The following is a 15,092-nucleotide window of genomic DNA, read 5'->3' as shown; positions in this document are numbered from 1 at the left end:
CGATCGAGCTGGACATCCGGCGGGTGCGGTTCGCCGAGTCGCTCGGCATAAACCCCCCCCACAGCCTGTTTCGACGCATCATCACCGCACACGGTTCCGCGGAGGCGCCGACTACATACCGGGCGCGAATCGAGGCGAATTCGCGGAAGCGATTCGGAACCCTGCGGCCCTACGGTGCGTCCAAGTGGATGACAGGTCGGCAGTCGGGCAGAGACGACAGCGCCAACCAAGAGCCGACCGGGTAGGGGAATGAGTCGTGGTTTCTATCCGCACGGCGGCGATGCAGGGTATCGCGACGGATCTGGCGGTCTCGGGGCAGAGCGTGCTGAGCTCGGCGACAGCACTGGGAACTGCTGCAGCACAGGTGGATCCCGCACAGACCGGGCAGATGTACCGGGAGTTCGGCATCAAATTGTCGCAGGGGTGCGTGGATGCCGCGGGGCTGCTGACCAGATGGGGCTCGAGCATCGAGGACTGCACGAATGCGCTGCGGCAGGCCGTCACCGTGTACGAGCAGCAGGACCAGGCCAACACCGCCGATGTCGGCGCGACGGGGGCAGTACTCGCATGATCGACACCACCGGGCTGACCGCGGACACCCAGCTGACCAGGGGTGAACCGGGACTGTACCGCCTACAGGAATTCATCGAGCCGTACGCGACCTGGACCGGCAGCAACGCGCCCGGCGGTTACGACATCGCCGCACTCCGCGCGCAGTACGACGCGGAACGGGGCCTGGACCTCACGGACCTGGCAACATTCGCCGACACACTGAGCGCCCAGCTGATCGCCGCGCGAGAACAAGCCGGGGTGCAATCGACCCGGGCCGGGCAGGTCGGATCGGCCTGGACGGAAGGCGCGGGCACGGACGCGGCGGCACTGCTGTCGCAGGTAGCCGCCCGGGTCGGCACCGACGTGGAGAAGCTGGCCGGACTGGCGACCTCGATCGGTACGGCCCTGACCGAGATCGCCGCCAGCCTGCGGCAGAAGGCCGACACCAGCGAATCGGTTTTCGGCGCACTCACCATCGGTGGCAAACAGGCCTCCGAGGTCGAGCAGATAGCGATGTATGCCCAGGGCGACTTCGGCCTCGTGGACAGCGAGGACGGTAAACGCACCCTGGTCCGCGCCGTGCTCCCCGACCTGCCGGAGGGCACCGACCCGCAGCAGTACGCCGCCGACTGGATGACCGAGACCTTCGTCCCCGAATTCGAGACTCGGGTAGGGGAATTCGCCACTCTCAACCAGAACACGCGCACCGCCATCAGCCAGCACTACACCGAGATGCTCACCACTTTCGAGGGTCTCGACCACAGCCCCTACCCCGGACCCGCCCCGGTGAGCACGGCGCTGTACTCCGGCGGCGTGCCCGCCGACACCACGCCTGCGGCCACTACGCCCCAATCCACCGAGCAGCAACAGGTTTCGGCCGCACCCGAGTCTCCCGCCGCCTCACAGAGCGCACAGGGCGCGGTGGTCGCGGCGCCGAGTTCGCAAGTCGCGCAACAACAGCAGTCGACTCCGGTCGCGGCGAAGCCGGCGCAGACCGAGAACCCGATCGCGGGTGAACAGATATCCGAGTCCGGCGACGGGAGTCAGCAGACCGGCGGGGTCGATCAGGGGCTGAAGGATGTGGCCGCGACCGCGACCGAGATCTCGACGATCGTCGGTACCGTATCGGGGGTCGTCGACGTCGTCTACAAGGTCGCGCAGACCGTCGAGGCGCCGCTGACCATCATCGACCATGTGATCGGCACCGTCGCCGGGGCCATCGACTTCGGCGACAGCATCGCGGCCAGGATCGAGGCCCCTACGGCCGAGGAGCAATCGCCCGGTTCGGGAGGACAACTCGACAGTGGCGGATACCCGCCGGGCAACGAGTGGGTCGCGGAACACAATCAGCCCGGCGACGCGGAAAGCGCGCCCCCCGCAGGTACTCCGCAAGGCGACGATGCCGCACAACCTCAACCCGTCGATTACCTCGCGGCATCGAAGGACACCTCCACCTCGACCGCGGAGGAGGGCTCCGCATCGTCCGGCGCGCAGTCGGACCCGAGCAGAACTCCCGCCGCATTCGGAATGCCGATGATGCCCCCGTCGCAACAGGGCGCACGGGATGGCGGCGAGCATCGCGCCAAGATCCAGCCGCACAAGAGCATTTTCGCGGCCCCCGAGGAGCCGACGACCGGCGCAGAACCGATTCTGGTGCCCGACACCAGCACAGCGTCTACCACCATCGCGTCGGAGACGCCGGACGCGGCCGATACAGCCGGCGACGAAGTCGGCGCGAGCGAGGCGACCGCGAACGGGTCCACGCGATAGACGTGCCACGGCGCGCGGAGGATTGTGGGAGTCCGGCAACGCCGAAGCCGGGAGCGGCGATAACTTGGGCATCCACCCTCCGGTAGGCCACGGCTGCCGGGCGATTCACCTAGGCAGTTCCGTATGACCCAGCTCAGCGTCCGGACCGATCCCGCCCCGCCTTCTCCGCCCGGTACCGCACCGGCTCCGGTCAGCCGCCGCGTGGCGTGGGAACGCGCCACGAACATCCCGATGGGAGTGCTGGCGGCGGCGTTCCTCGGCGTCTACGCCTGGCATGTACTCGACACGAACGCCTCGCCCACGCTGGACGCCTGGCTCACCGGCGTGGACATCGGGATCTGGGGGATCTTCGCCGCGGACTTTCTCCTGCGGTTCGGGTTGTCCACGCACCGTTGGCGTTTCCTGCGGTCGCATCCGCTGGAACTACTGATCGTGCTGCTCCCGCCGGTGCGCCCGCTGCGATTGCTCCGGGCGGCCCTGCTGGTGCTGGACACGCTGAACCGCAGCAAGCTGACCCGCGCACGGCTGTCGGTGTTCGTCGGAGTGTGCTCGCTGCTCGTGGTGTTCCTGTGCAGCCTGGCGATGTTCGACGCCGAATACGGTGCCGACGACGCCAAGGTGCAGAGCTTCGGCGACGCCCTGTGGTGGGCGGTCGTTTCGGTCACCACGGTCGGCTACGGCGACTACTACCCGGTCACGACGGAAGGCCGCCTGGTGGCCCTGGTCCTGATGACGTTCGGCATCGGACTGATCAGCTTCGCCATCGGCACCACCACCAGTTGGGTCATCGACCAGCTGAAGAACGTCGAGGAGTCCGCGGAACGCACCGATCTCGAAGTGGGTCGGCTGGTCGAGGAAATCCGCGCGCTCCGCGCCGAAGTCGCGGGGTTGCACGGGATGCCGGAGCACCACGCCATGCCCGTGGACAGCGGCGAGCAGGCAACGGCCGAGCCGTGAGCAAAGCTCGGGCGCTCCCCCGAAAAGTGCTCATGTCGGCGCCACACAGTACAGTTCAGCAGGACTGAAGTTCAGCTCGGCCGTCGACGAGGCCGACACCGGGTACCTGGGGGACGACGATGGCCGAACCGAGCGGGTCGCACAACCGCCCGCTGTTTGGACGGATCTCGCTGCCGAATCTGCTCGCGGCGCAATTGCTCGGGCTGGTCGTGGGGGTGGCCGTCCTGATCGCGGGCCCGCAGTGGTGGTTTGCCCTGGCCGCCGCCGTGGTGGCGGGTCTGCTGGTGCTGATTCCATTCGGCAAGCGCACCGTGGCGGATTGGATCGCGACGATCTGGCGATACCGCACCCGGCGCGGCTACCGGCTCGGCGACACCGTCGACTTCCGTGGGCCGGACGGGCGTTCGCTCGGCCTGTACTGGGAGGGCAGCCGGGTAGTGGCGGTCGTCGAGGTACTGCCGCCGAAGGGCGGACTGACCCGCATCGACCGCAACACCGTGCACGCCTCGCACCTGCTGCCGCTGCCCGAGCTGGCGCAGTGCCTGGCCCAGCACGACATCCTGCTCAGCGGTATCGACATCATCAGCCACGGTCACCGCAGCCGTTCCGGCACGCCGGCCGGCCCGATCTACGAGTCGCTGCTGGGGCCGCTGCCGGCGACCGCGCACCGCACGGTGTGGCTGGCGATCAGTTTCGACACACTGGCCTGTCCGGATGCCGCCGATCGGCGCGGCGGCGGGACCGAGGGCGCGTGCCGGGCGGTCACCATCGCCACCCAGCGCATCGTGCGCGCGCTCGAGGACGCCGACTGCGCGTCGCGTGTGCTCACGGCGCCCGAGATCAAGAAGGCCGTTCTCCAGGTCACCGCGCAGATCGATCCGCGCACCCTCACCCACCGGTGGCGCTACGCCGAGCTGGGCAACGGTGTCAACATCGGCGCCGCCGTCGATCCGAAGCAGCTGGGCTCGGATCTACTGGCGCAGTTGTGGGTCGACCCCTCCCGCGGCACCACCGTGGCGGTGCGACTGCGGCCGGGTAGCTCCGCGGAGACGGTGAACATCGGCGCCGCATGGCGTCTCACCACTCGCGAGCTGCCGGAGAAGCGCCGACGCAAGGGCATGGTGTCGCTGAACGGGCGGCACCGGCAGAGTCTGCTGGCCCATCTGCCGATCGGTATCCCGGATGTCGACGACACGGTGCCGCTGGGCGAATATCCGATCGACGTGGTCGGGGCGCTGCATCTGCCGTCGTCGGGCTGCGGTCAGCTGATCGGCTCCGACGACGAGGGCAACGGCGTCGCGATCCGGCTTGTCGGCCAGGGCATTTCGACCGTGTACGTCGCCGGTGAGCTGTATCTGGCGCAGCAGCTGGTGTTCCGCGCGCTGGCGGTCGGCGAGCGCGTGCTGATCCGGACCGATCGCCCGCAGGCGTGGGAGCAGCTGGTCACCACCATCGGCAATCCGGAGCGGTTGACCATCGCCGTCGAAACACACCAGAGCGACGCGAATTTCACCGCCGCGGTGGTCGACGGTGTCCTCGCGCCCGCGCCGCACGCCGGTGTCACCACGATCTATGTGACCGGCGATCCGATGGGCTGGCCCGCGACGCGGCCGGACCTGTCGATCCATCAGCCGGGCGCCATCGGCAACCACGTCATTCTGCGCACGGGCACCGCACAGGTCGATCTGACGCTGGTATCGATTCCGCGGGAGGCCACCTACATCGGCAATCCGCGTGGACGGCGACCCGTCGCGCATCAGTAGTCGGCTGTCCGGTCCGGACATGTGTTTTCGACGCCGGAGTACGGCCCGGCGCTAGCCCGGATACGGGTCGATGGCGCGCGCTGTGCGCAGGTGACGCCCCCACCAGGCGAGCTGACGCAACAGGCGGGCGGCGGCATCGGTGGCGGCGCCGTCCGCGGTCTCGCCCTGAGCGTCGAACCTCCGCTTGGCCTCGTGGAAGCTGACGGTCTCGCGGATCGAGACCATGTGGATCTCGGCGACCACCTGCCGCAGCTGTTCGACGGCGCGCAGGCCGCCGGACAGGCCGCCGTAGCCGACGAAACCTATCGGTTTTCCTCGCCATTCGTGTTTGGCGCTGTCCAGCGCGGTCTTCAGCGAGGCCGGGTAGCCGTGGTTGTATTCGGAGGTGACGGCGACGAACGCGTCCGCCGCGGCGAGCCGTTCCCGGTAGGCCCGCACCTCCGGCGTCGTCGAGAGGTCGGTGGGCAGCGGGGTGTGCATGAGATCGATGACCCCCGTGTCGAACTCGGGGTACGAGCGTGCCGTGCGCAGGAACCAGTCGGCGACAACCGGCGCGAACCGTTCCGGCCGCACGCTGGCGACGATGACCTCGAGCCGCAACGGGCTGTCCATGCTGTGTCCTTTCCGGTGGGTGCTCCGCCGCCTTCGGCCCTGACCGCGCTCGCGCGAGCCTAGCCTGGCCGTGTCGGCCATCGATATCGCCACCCCGCCACCACGCCGATTCCGGATGGTGCACGATATTCGCTGGCTATCACGAAAGCGGACGGCGGATTCGGGAAGGGGGCGTACATGACACTCGGCGAGTGGCTGCTGATCGAGACGCTGAGCAGTCCCGAGACCTGGTCGGTGCTGACCGTCGGCACCGTGCCGCGGCAGTGGAAGTCGTTGGCGCGCACCGTGCCCGCGCGTCTGCTACCCGTCGTCACCGCCGCGTACGACGGCCGGGAACCGGTGGACAGGGAACTGCCGAGATCGCGGCACCCGTGGTCACAGCAGCGGGCGCGGGCGCTGCCGCTGATCGGACCCGGTGGCGCGGTGCACGGCGTGCTGTTCCGGGTGGGCGATACTCCGGCCGCGCCGCCACCGGTCGCCCCGTTTCTGATGGACGCGCGCACGCGGCGCACCGAGGTGCTGTGGACGGGGCTGGGTCCGGCGTTCGATCGGGGTCGCTCGGTGTGGGTGGGCGCCGAATCCTTCGAGCACATCGAACGTTTCGACGGCGCGCTGGACCTCGTCGCGACCGTGTCCCGGGCCGAACCCGGCGCGCGCTGGCTGGGCACCTGCACCGCGCGCACACCGGACGGACTGCGCACGCTGCTCGTCGCCACCCGCAACACCACCGACCCGCAATGCTGGCGCGGACTACTCGCCGACGTGACCGAAAGCGTGCCCGCCCAAGGCAAGTCGTTCGAGGCGGCGACGGTGGACACGCTGGTGAACACCAACCCCGGCCTGTATCTGGCAGTAGTCGACACGGCGCGCATCCGGGTGATCCGCTGGATCAGCGCACCGCTCCCCGGCCTGCGCTGGACCGGCGAGACCGACGAACGCACCCTGCCGCACCCCGCCGACCGCCCCCGAATCCTGGCCGCCCGCACCGACATTCTCTCCGGAACCCGGTTCCACACCATCCCCGCCCTGCGCCTCGCCGCCACCACCGGCGACTGGCTGACCATCGACGTCGAAATCTCTCCCCTCCCCTACGGCCCTTCCGACAACACTCCACCCCAATTCGCCCTCGTCCGCATAACCCTTCCGCCGTCACCGGACACCCCCGCGCAGTGACAGCCGCGTCCCTGCGACGACGCCGATCCGAGCGCGTGGCCGTTTGTGGACATGCGGCCCTCGTCCCGCGAGGTGTGGTGGCTGGATCCATTCGACCGTCAAGGACGGGTCTGGTTCGCGGATTTTCTCGCGTAGTCGGTCAATCCCTGTGCCGGGGGGATGCGAGGGGTGAAGTCCAGGGCGTGGTGCGCGCGGTCGGAGGCGGCGACGATGTGGCGGATGTCGGTGGTGCGATAGCGCCCGCTGACCACGGGTTCGGGGCCACCGCGTGCTCGGGACATGATCGAGGCCACCTCCCACAGGGTGACGGGATGGCCGGAGGAGATGTTCAGCGGCACGAAACCGGGTAGTGGGCGTTCGACAGCGGCGACGGTGGCCGCGGCGACATCGCGGACATGCACGAAATCCCGTACCTGTCCGCCGTCTTCGAAGACGAGCGGGGCGCGGCCGGACTCCAGCTCGCGGCGGAAGCGGGCTACCACTCCGGAATGCGCTGCGAGCGTGGCGTTTCCGCCGACCGGGTCGCCGTAGACGTGGTGGTAGCGCAGCACCGTGACCGCGCCGCCGGTGGTCATGCCCCAGGCGAGCGCGTAGTTCTCCTGCGCCAGTTTGCTTGCGGCATAGGCTGTCCGGGGACGCAGCGGCGCATCCTCGCCGACCGGTTCCCAGGTGAGGATCTCCCCCGTGCGCGGCAATCGGTGATCGAACATGCCGCGATCGAGATCCGCACGCCGCCGCAGCCCGGGGAAGAACGGACCGCCACGCAGTCCCCGATACCGCCCCTCCCCATACACCGCCACCGACGACCCGAGCACCAGCCGCGGAACTCCGGCCCGCTCCATCGCGGCCAGCAACACCGCCGTACCGAAATCGTTGTGCGCCGCGAACATCGGCCCCACCGACATCGTCGGACCGTCCACCCCCGGCCGCCGACCGCCCCCCACCGCTGGACCGGACGATCCATCGACCTCGGAATGACGAACCACCGGCCGGGTAGCCGGCCCACTCAGCGGCCGAGCCTCATCGATCCCCTCGCCGTGAAAAGCGGATTTCGCCCCTTCGTCTTGTGCAGCAGACTCGGTGTCACGGTGGAGATTCACGCCTTCCCCGTCCGAAGCAGCGCGCCGCGAGACCGAGAAACCCGCTGCCCCGTCGTCCAGCATCTCAGCGCTCGCACGACGCGACGCCGACGAGCCCGCAGCCCCGTCACCTGACGCCCCTGCGCCGGCGCGCCCGAGCGCGGGCGGCCCCACCACGTAGATCGGATCGGCACCGCGCGGGCCGACAGTTTCCCCGCGCACGCCGTCCGGCACAACATCCACCGGCACCGCAGCCGCCAGGTGGCAGACGACATCGACACCGCGCAGCAGCGGCTCGAGCGCTTCGGCAGCGCGGATGTCGATCGAGGAAACATCCTGTGGCGGTGCGGCATTCGTCCCGTGCACCGCGTCGAGCAGGGCGTCCACGGCGACCACGTCGTGCCCGGCGGCGACCAGCGCCCGATGGACGTGCGCCCCGATGAACCCGGCCGCCCCGGTCAGCAACACACGCACGCGCGAACCACCTTCCCAGCCCTCACCGGCCGACCACTTTGCCGCAGCGAGTCCGCACCAGGCGGCACGACACCGCCCAGTGAATTTGCCACGGGCACGCACCAGCGAGCCCGCGAAACCTGCCGGGCCAAGTTTCGATGCCGTGTGGACATGAGGTTCAGGGTAGTTCGAGTGGGAGCGATACCCCGGTGTGCACGCGGCACCGATCGCAGGTTTCGGTGCCTTCGACGCCGGACACCGCCTGCCGGACCAGCTTCTTGAACGGAACCAGGTTCCGCTCGAACTCGGCGAAGACGGCCGCCGCGCTGACGCCGTCACCGGCTTCCAGGCCGGCGTCCAGGTCGGTCACCAGAGCGATTGCCGCATAACACATTTCGAGTTCCCGGGCCAGGACGGACTCGGGGTAGCCGGTCATGTTCACCAGCTCCCAGCCCTGCGCGGCGAACCAGCGGCTCTCGGCGCGGGTGGAGAAGCGCGGGCCCTGAATCACGACCATGGTCGCGGCGTGCCGCATCGGCAGTTCGTCGACGGCGGCGGCCGTCGCCGCGGCGCGCAGGTCCTCGCAGTAGGGATCGGCGAAGGTGACGTGCACTCCGCCGTTGTCGAAGTAGGTCTGCGGACGGCCGGAGGTGCGGTCCACGAGTTGGTCCGGCACGGCCACGGTGCCCGGACCCCAGTCGGCGCGCAGGCTGCCGACCGCACACGGCGCGAAGACCCGCCGCACGCCGATCGACCGCAGCGCCCACATATTCGCCTGGTACGGCACGGTGTGCGGCGAGTACTCGTGCTTGCGGCCGTGCCGGGGCAGGAACGCCACCTGCCGGCCCTCGACCTCTCCGACCGTGATGGGTGCGCTGGGCGCGCCGTAGGGTGTGTCGACATCCAGCGTGGTCGCGTCGTCGCCGAAGAAATCGTAGAAGCCGCTGCCGCCGATGATGGCCAGTGCGGGGCGGGGATCCGAACTCATGCCCTCGATTCTCGCGCACCGCCCGCCCCACCTGACAAGCCCGCCGGAACCCTGTACCCTAGGGGGGTATTGACGATCAGCCAGCGGGAGTGAGGATGCAGCCGGTGACGGACGACCAGACCACGACGGCGGACCAGACCACGGTGGCGAGCGAGCCCGTCCACGACCACGCCGGCCACGGCTACATCACCGCGAAGGACGATTACCTCAAGCGCCTGCGCCGTATCGAGGGCCAGGCCCGCGGCCTGCAACGCATGGTCGAGGAGGAAAAGTACTGCATCGACATCCTCACCCAGGTATCGGCGATGACGAAGGCCCTGCAGGCGGTAGCGATGGGCCTGCTCGAGGATCACATCAGCCACTGCGTGGTGGACGCCGCGGTCCAGGGCGGCCCGGAAGCCGAGGCCAAGATCAAGGAAGCCACCGACGCCATCGCCCGCCTGGTTCGTTCATAGCGCAGGCACAGCGCACCGCCGGAGCGGCGCGGCGGAAGTTCAGACCCGGGCGGACAGGGCTGGAGCGAGGGCGCGCAAGGTCGACATGTAATCCTCGTCGAGAACCTGAACGGCGATCTGGTCGGCGCCCGCTTCCAGGTGCGCGGCGAGACCCGCGGCGACCTCCTCCGCTGTGCCGTGCAGGGCCAGGGCGTCGATGAGACGGTCGCTGCCCGGCTTGACGACGTCCTCTTCGGTGAAGCCGAGGCGGCGCAGGTTGGACACGTAGTTCTTCAGGCCGAGGTAGAACTCGACGGTGCGACGGCCGGTGCTGCGGGCGCGGTCGGCCTCGGAGTCCAGCACGATCTTGTTCTCCGCCACCAGCAGAGTGTCCGCGCCGACCGTCGCGCGGGCGCGGCGAGTGTGCTCGGGCGTGGTGAGGTAGGGCAGCGCGCCGGCGGTACGGTCGCGGGCCAGCTCCAGCACGCGGGGACCGAGCGCGGCCAGCGCGCGGCGCTCCTTCGGGACGCCGGCCTTGTCCAGCGCGTCGAGGTAGTCGACGAGCGCGTCGTAGGGCTTGCGGTAGACGCCGTCGTGCTCGGGATGCCCCACTCCCACGCCCAGGATGAAGCGCCCCGGGAACCGTGCCTCGATGCGGTGATACGACTCCGCCACCGCTTCGGCGGGCACCGACCAGATGTTGACGATGCTGGTCCCGACCAACTGCGTCTCGGTCGCCTCCAGCAGCGACTCCACCACCGGCAACTCCGCCGGCGGCGACCCGCCCAGCCACAGCGTGCTGTAGCCGAGGCCCTCCAACTCCCGTGCCTGCTCGGGGGTGAATGCCGCGTAGTAGCGCCAGACTCCGAGCCGTCCCAGTCCCTGAATGGTCATAGTCGATGCGAACCCCGGTGTCGCCGTGCGTATTCCACCCTCGACAAGATCTGGCACTCAGTGAAGGAGAGTGCTAAATTGGGCGTCGGACAAGTTCACGGCGCACCCGCCCGCCGTGGTGGGTGTCGCCCATCGCATTCGGAGGTGATTCCTGTGCTGAGGTTCGATCCATTCCACGACATCGACACCGTCGCCCGCCAGCTCCTCGGGGAGAGCAGGGGCACCGCACGCGCGCCGCGCTTCATGCCGATGGACCTGTTCCGGGCCGGCGATCACTATGTGCTCAACGCCGACCTACCGGGCGTGGATCCCGGATCGGTGAACGTCAGTGTCGACAACGGCACCCTCACCCTCGAGGCGCGGCGCAGCCTGCCCGGCGACGAGAACGTGCAGTGGATCGCGTCGGAGCGTTTCGCCGGCACCTACATGCGCCAGCTGTCGCTCGGTGAGGGCATCGACACCGAGCACATCAGCGCCACCTACAACGACGGAGTCCTGTCGGTCATGCTGCCGATCGCGGAGAAGGCCAAGCCGCGCCGCATCGAGATCAGCGGAATGGGCAGCGATCCCAAGACGATCGAGGCGGGCTCCGGCGAGCGGAGCTGACGACGAGCCGGGCTCAACCGAGTTCCGGATGCACATGCACCGGAAGGGGTTTGTCCGGCATCGGCAGCACCCGTAGTCGAGCGCGGAGGACGACGTCGGTCACTTCGTGCGGCACGTCGTCCTCCTCCTCGGGCTCCTGCGGATCGAGACCGAGCTCGACGACCGCTCGTTCGTGCAGCGCCCGCGCGTCCAGGGCGGCCTGGGCCTGCCAGCGGAATTCGTCGGCCGGAATCGGTTCGCCGGGCGCGGACTCGCGTTCGTCGGTGAGCCGGCGGGCCTCGGCCAAGCCCTCGCCGAGGAACGGGGCCAGGTCGTTGGCCGCGCCGCAGTCCTCGTCGTCGACGAACAGCAACACCCCGTCGAGCCGTCCGGCCCGTTCGAAGCTGCCGTAGAGAACCGATCCCTGCCCGTCCGCGACGGGCCAGCGGAGGTATTCGACCCCGGTCGTGGGCTCGTCGAGTTCGGCCGTCCATTCCGGTGCGTCGACCCCGGCCGCGACGAGCCGGTCCGCCGCCGCCCGTGCGGCCGTCCGCGACGGCTCGGGGGTCAACGCGGCGACGCAGCGCAGGAAGGCCAGCGCGCCCGCACCGGACTGCTTCTCGGCCTCGCCGATGAACATCTGCGCGAACGCCTCGTCGTATTCGGGGGTGCCGTAGGTCGCGGCGAGCAGCGAGGCGGCCAGGTATTCCCCGTCCACCGGATCGTCCACGGTCTCGAACCTCACGATCGTCGCGGCGATGTCGCCGATCAACTGCTCGAAACCGTCGCGATCGAGTTCGAGGTTCACGTCGTCGCGATCCTCGCCACGCGCCTGCTGCTTGTTCTTCTTGCCATTACGACCGCGGCTCACCGGACTCATGTGGGCCGAGTCTGCCATCCCCGACTGCCCGCCCTCGCAGCAACTCGCGGAAATCAGCCGAGGAGGCCTGTGCGCTCAACCGCAGCAGCCCGCGGCGGGCGGGACCGTGCGCATCTCGCGGGTCTGAGCGTTGCGGGCGGCCAGGTCGGCCTCGACGGGGTAATCCACGCCGATGAGGCTCAGGCCGTGCGCCGGGGCGACGGTGACCGAGCTGGCGCGTTCTCGCTCATCCAGCAGCCCGGCGACCCATTCGGGTGTCCGCCGCCCCTCCCCCACGGCCAGCACCGCGCCGACCAGACTGCGGACCATGGACCAGCAGAACGCGTCCGCACTGACGTAGGCGGTGAGCAGCTCACCCTCGGCGGTGAGGTCCGCGTCCCCATCCCGCGGGGGCGACGCCACCCAGTCGAATCGCTGCAACTCCCGCACCGTGGTCGCGCCCTCACGGCGGCGGCAGAAGGCCGCGAAATCATGCAGCCCCAACAACTTTCGTGAGGCTTCGCGCATGGCGGACAGGTCGACCGGGCGGCAGGGCACGACACTGCGGGCCCGCAGCGGATCCGCTCCGTAGGGCGCGGTGGTCAGGCGGTAGGCGTAGTGGCGGCGGATCGCGGAGAAGCGCGCATCGAACTCGGGGGGCACGACGCTGATTCGCTTGACTCGCACGTCCTTCGGCAGAAAGCGGGCCAAGCGGTGGATCAGCTTGGGGCCGTCGAACTCCGCGCCGGTGTCGAAGTGCGCGACCTGGCCCTCGGCATGCACGCCGGCATCGGTCCGCCCGGCGACGGTGAGCTGGATCGGCTCCCGCAGCACCTTGCTCAGCGACTCCTCCAGCACGCCCTGCACCGTGCGCAGGCCGGGCTGGCGAGCCCAGCCGGTGAAATCGGTGCCGTCGTAGGCGACATCGATTCGTGCCCTGATCGCAATGGTTTGCTGGGCCGGATCCGCACTGGTCAAGCCATCTCCTGGTTAACATACGAGAGAAGCCCGCCGACCCGGAGGGGACGGCGGGCTCACTCATGGCGGGAGCACCCCGCGTACGCGGGGAGTCGACCTACTTCTCGTCGGCCTTTTCCTCGGCGACCGGGGCCTCGGCCTCGGTCTCCTCGGCGACAGCCTCGTCCGCTTCGGCTTCGGCCTTGGGCGCCTCGGCCTTGGCCGCCTGCGACGCGGCCACGCGACGGGCACGATCGGCCTCGTTGGTCACGGTCTTCTCCCGGACCAACTCGATGATCGCCATCGGCGCGTTGTCACCCTTGCGCGGCATGGTCTTGATGATCCGGGTGTAGCCACCCTCGCGGCCCTCGAACGACGGTCCGATGTTCGCGAAGAGTTCGTGCACCACGTCCTTGTTGCGGATCACCTTGAGCACCTCGCGGCGGTCGGCCAGCGAGCCGGCCTTCGCCTTGGTGACCAGCTTCTCGGCGTACGGGCGCAGCGCCTTGGCCTTGGCCTCGGTGGTCGTGATCCGACCGTGCTCGAAGAGCGCCGTCGCCAGATTGGCGAAGATCGCCTTCTGGTGCGACGCCGACCCGCCGAAGCGGGCACCCTTCTTGGGCTTGGGCATTGGTTGTTCTCCTTTAGGAAGGCCCCGGGACTGGCCCGTACGGCCTAGAGCTGTTCGGTCTCGGCGTAGTCCTGCTCGCCGTGGTCGGTGTCGCTGAACGAGCCGCTGTCGCTCCAGGTTCCGGTGGAGGCGTCGTAGCCGACGACGCTGGACGGATCGAAGGAGGCCGGGCTGTCCTTGAGCGAGAGGCCCAGCGAGTGCAGCTTGACCTTCACCTCGTCGATGGACTTCTGCCCGAAGTTCCGGATGTCCAGCAGATCCGACTCGGTGCGGGCCACCAGCTCGCCGACGGTGTGCACACCCTCGCGCTTGAGGCAGTTGTACGACCGCACGGTGAGGTCCAGGTCCTCGATCGGCAGCGCGAACGAGGCGATGTGGTCCGCCTCGGCCGGGCTGGGCCCGATCTCGATGCCCTCGGCCTCCACGTTGAGTTCACGCGCCAGGCCGAACAGCTCGACCAGGGTCTTACCGGCCGACGCCAGCGCATCCCGCGGGGAGATCGAGTTCTTGGTCTCGACATCCAGGATGAGCCGGTCGAAGTCGGTGCGCTGCTCGACACGGGTCGCCTCGACCTTGTAGGTCACCTTCAGCACCGGCGAGTAGATCGAATCCACCGGGATCCGGCCGATCTCCGCGCCCGAGGCCTTGTTCTGCACGGCCGGGACGTAGCCGCGACCGCGCTCGACCACGAGCTCGATCTCCAGCTTTCCCTTGTCGTTCAGGGTGGCGATGTGCATGTCCGGGTTGTGGACGGTGACACCGGCCGGCGGGACGATGTCACCGGCGGTGACGGTGCCCGGGCCCTGCTTGCGCACGTACATGGTGACCGGCTCGTCCTCCTCGGACGACACGACCAGGCCCTTGAGGTTCAGGATGATGTCGGTGACATCCTCCTTCACGCCCGGGACGGTGGTGAACTCGTGCAGCACGCCGTCGATGCGGATGCTGGTGACCGCGGCGCCCGGGATGCTCGAGAGCAGGGTGCGGCGCAGCGAGTTGCCGAGGGTGTAACCGAAGCCCGGCTCGAGCGGTTCGATGGTGAACTTCGAGCGGTTCTCGGCCAGGACCTCTTCGGTCAGCGTCGGTCGCTGTGAAATCAGCATTGAGGATCTCCTCCTTCAGGGGCGCCCGCTATTTGACGCCCACGAACTGGTGGCTACCCGCGGCATCCCTTCCCCCTCATTACAGAAAATGGGAGTTTTTGGTGAAAAAAAACCGACCACAAACCCCGGGGTCCCGGCGCGCGCGGGGACGCCGCGGTAGAGTCCGCCGAAGAACAGCGCGAACGCCAGGGCCGTAGCGCCTACCGACAGCCAGATCGTCGCGCTCAGCTGGCCGAGGCTCAATGGTGGTGGCGTTCCGTCGATCAGGGTGGCGATCGGCAG

At 69.0% G+C, this 15,092-nt stretch carries 15 protein-coding genes and 2 pseudogenes; 7 read left to right on the top strand and 10 right to left on the bottom strand.

The window, feature by feature from the left end:
• The first annotated feature begins 256 nt into the window (after positions 1 to 256).
• The 4 genes from QH470_RS04960 to eccE all read left to right on the top strand — a co-directional run bounded on the left by QH470_RS04960 (position 257) and on the right by eccE (position 5,042).
• Positions 257 to 571, top strand: a complete 315-nt coding sequence (locus tag QH470_RS04960; RefSeq protein ID WP_280271064.1) for a hypothetical protein — start codon at positions 257 to 259, stop codon at positions 569 to 571.
• Positions 568 to 2,322, top strand: coding sequence for a hypothetical protein (locus QH470_RS04955; RefSeq protein WP_280271063.1), 1,755 nt, complete (start codon positions 568 to 570; stop codon positions 2,320 to 2,322). The genes QH470_RS04960 and QH470_RS04955 overlap by 4 nt, the downstream gene beginning before the upstream one ends.
• A gap of 123 nt (positions 2,323 to 2,445) precedes the next feature.
• Positions 2,446 to 3,279, top strand: coding sequence for a potassium channel family protein (locus QH470_RS04950; protein ID WP_280271062.1), 834 nt, complete (start codon positions 2,446 to 2,448; stop codon positions 3,277 to 3,279).
• 119 nt (positions 3,280 to 3,398) lie between these two features.
• Complete coding sequence (gene eccE / locus QH470_RS04945) at positions 3,399 to 5,042, top strand: type VII secretion protein EccE (protein WP_280271061.1); 1,644 nt, start codon at positions 3,399 to 3,401, stop codon at positions 5,040 to 5,042.
• 51 nt (positions 5,043 to 5,093) lie between these two features.
• Here the strand turns inward: eccE and QH470_RS04940 are convergent, their stop codons facing one another.
• Positions 5,094 to 5,654 (bottom strand): NADPH-dependent FMN reductase, encoded by a 561-nt coding sequence (locus QH470_RS04940; RefSeq protein WP_280271060.1) that lies wholly within the window; start codon positions 5,652 to 5,654, stop codon positions 5,094 to 5,096.
• A 177-nt stretch (positions 5,655 to 5,831) separates the two neighbouring features.
• Here QH470_RS04940 and QH470_RS04935 point away from each other — a divergent pair, with 177 nt between their 5' ends.
• Positions 5,832 to 6,827: a GAF domain-containing protein gene (locus QH470_RS04935; RefSeq protein WP_280271059.1), complete on the top strand. Its 996-nt coding sequence runs from the start codon at positions 5,832 to 5,834 to the stop codon at positions 6,825 to 6,827.
• 98 nt (positions 6,828 to 6,925) lie between these two features.
• Here the strand turns inward: QH470_RS04935 and QH470_RS04930 are convergent, their stop codons facing one another.
• The 3 genes and pseudogenes from QH470_RS04930 to QH470_RS04920 all read right to left on the bottom strand — a co-directional run bounded on the left by QH470_RS04930 (position 6,926) and on the right by QH470_RS04920 (position 9,347).
• On the bottom strand, positions 6,926 to 7,990 hold the full coding sequence (locus QH470_RS04930; RefSeq protein WP_280271065.1) for an NAD-dependent epimerase/dehydratase family protein: 1,065 nt from the start codon (positions 7,988 to 7,990) through the stop codon (positions 6,926 to 6,928).
• A gap of 150 nt (positions 7,991 to 8,140) precedes the next feature.
• Positions 8,141 to 8,380, bottom strand: a pseudogene (locus QH470_RS04925) (NAD-dependent epimerase/dehydratase family protein); the annotation flags it as partial.
• A gap of 157 nt (positions 8,381 to 8,537) precedes the next feature.
• Positions 8,538 to 9,347 (bottom strand): S-methyl-5'-thioadenosine phosphorylase, encoded by an 810-nt coding sequence (locus QH470_RS04920; protein WP_280271058.1) that lies wholly within the window; start codon positions 9,345 to 9,347, stop codon positions 8,538 to 8,540.
• 143 nt (positions 9,348 to 9,490) lie between these two features.
• Here QH470_RS04920 and QH470_RS04915 point away from each other — a divergent pair, with 143 nt between their 5' ends.
• Entirely contained in the window at positions 9,491 to 9,802 is a 312-nt protein-coding gene (locus tag QH470_RS04915) for a metal-sensitive transcriptional regulator (RefSeq protein WP_280363387.1), read from the top strand.
• 39 nt (positions 9,803 to 9,841) lie between these two features.
• Here the strand turns inward: QH470_RS04915 and QH470_RS04910 are convergent, their stop codons facing one another.
• Positions 9,842 to 10,675, bottom strand: a complete 834-nt coding sequence (locus QH470_RS04910; RefSeq protein WP_280271056.1) for an LLM class F420-dependent oxidoreductase — start codon at positions 10,673 to 10,675, stop codon at positions 9,842 to 9,844.
• A 153-nt stretch (positions 10,676 to 10,828) separates the two neighbouring features.
• On the opposite strand from QH470_RS04910, the gene QH470_RS04905 reads away from it, so the two are divergent.
• Complete coding sequence (locus QH470_RS04905) at positions 10,829 to 11,281, top strand: Hsp20/alpha crystallin family protein (protein ID WP_280271055.1); 453 nt, start codon at positions 10,829 to 10,831, stop codon at positions 11,279 to 11,281.
• Positions 11,282 to 11,294: 13 nt separating this feature from the next.
• On the opposite strand, the gene QH470_RS04900 is transcribed toward QH470_RS04905, so the two are convergent.
• The 5 genes and pseudogenes from QH470_RS04900 to QH470_RS04880 form a co-directional block, all read right to left on the bottom strand.
• Positions 11,295 to 12,140, bottom strand: coding sequence for a hypothetical protein (locus tag QH470_RS04900; protein ID WP_280271054.1), 846 nt, complete (start codon positions 12,138 to 12,140; stop codon positions 11,295 to 11,297).
• Positions 12,141 to 12,215: 75 nt separating this feature from the next.
• Positions 12,216 to 13,097, bottom strand: a complete 882-nt coding sequence (truA, locus tag QH470_RS04895) for a tRNA pseudouridine(38-40) synthase TruA (protein WP_280271053.1) — start codon at positions 13,095 to 13,097, stop codon at positions 12,216 to 12,218.
• Positions 13,098 to 13,194: 97 nt separating this feature from the next.
• Positions 13,195 to 13,707, bottom strand: coding sequence for a 50S ribosomal protein L17 (gene rplQ / locus QH470_RS04890; protein WP_280271052.1), 513 nt, complete (start codon positions 13,705 to 13,707; stop codon positions 13,195 to 13,197).
• A gap of 44 nt (positions 13,708 to 13,751) precedes the next feature.
• Positions 13,752 to 14,810, bottom strand: coding sequence for a DNA-directed RNA polymerase subunit alpha (locus QH470_RS04885; protein ID WP_068020676.1), 1,059 nt, complete (start codon positions 14,808 to 14,810; stop codon positions 13,752 to 13,754).
• 15 nt (positions 14,811 to 14,825) lie between these two features.
• Positions 14,826 to 15,092, bottom strand: a pseudogene (locus tag QH470_RS04880) (hypothetical protein); the annotation flags it as partial.

It is taken from the genome of Nocardia wallacei (assembly GCF_029868745.1).
Classification (GTDB): Bacteria; Actinomycetota; Actinomycetes; order Mycobacteriales; family Mycobacteriaceae; genus Nocardia; species Nocardia wallacei_B.
Note: the sequence above shows the minus strand (reverse complement) of the source record. Positions and strands in the feature narration are given on the sequence as shown.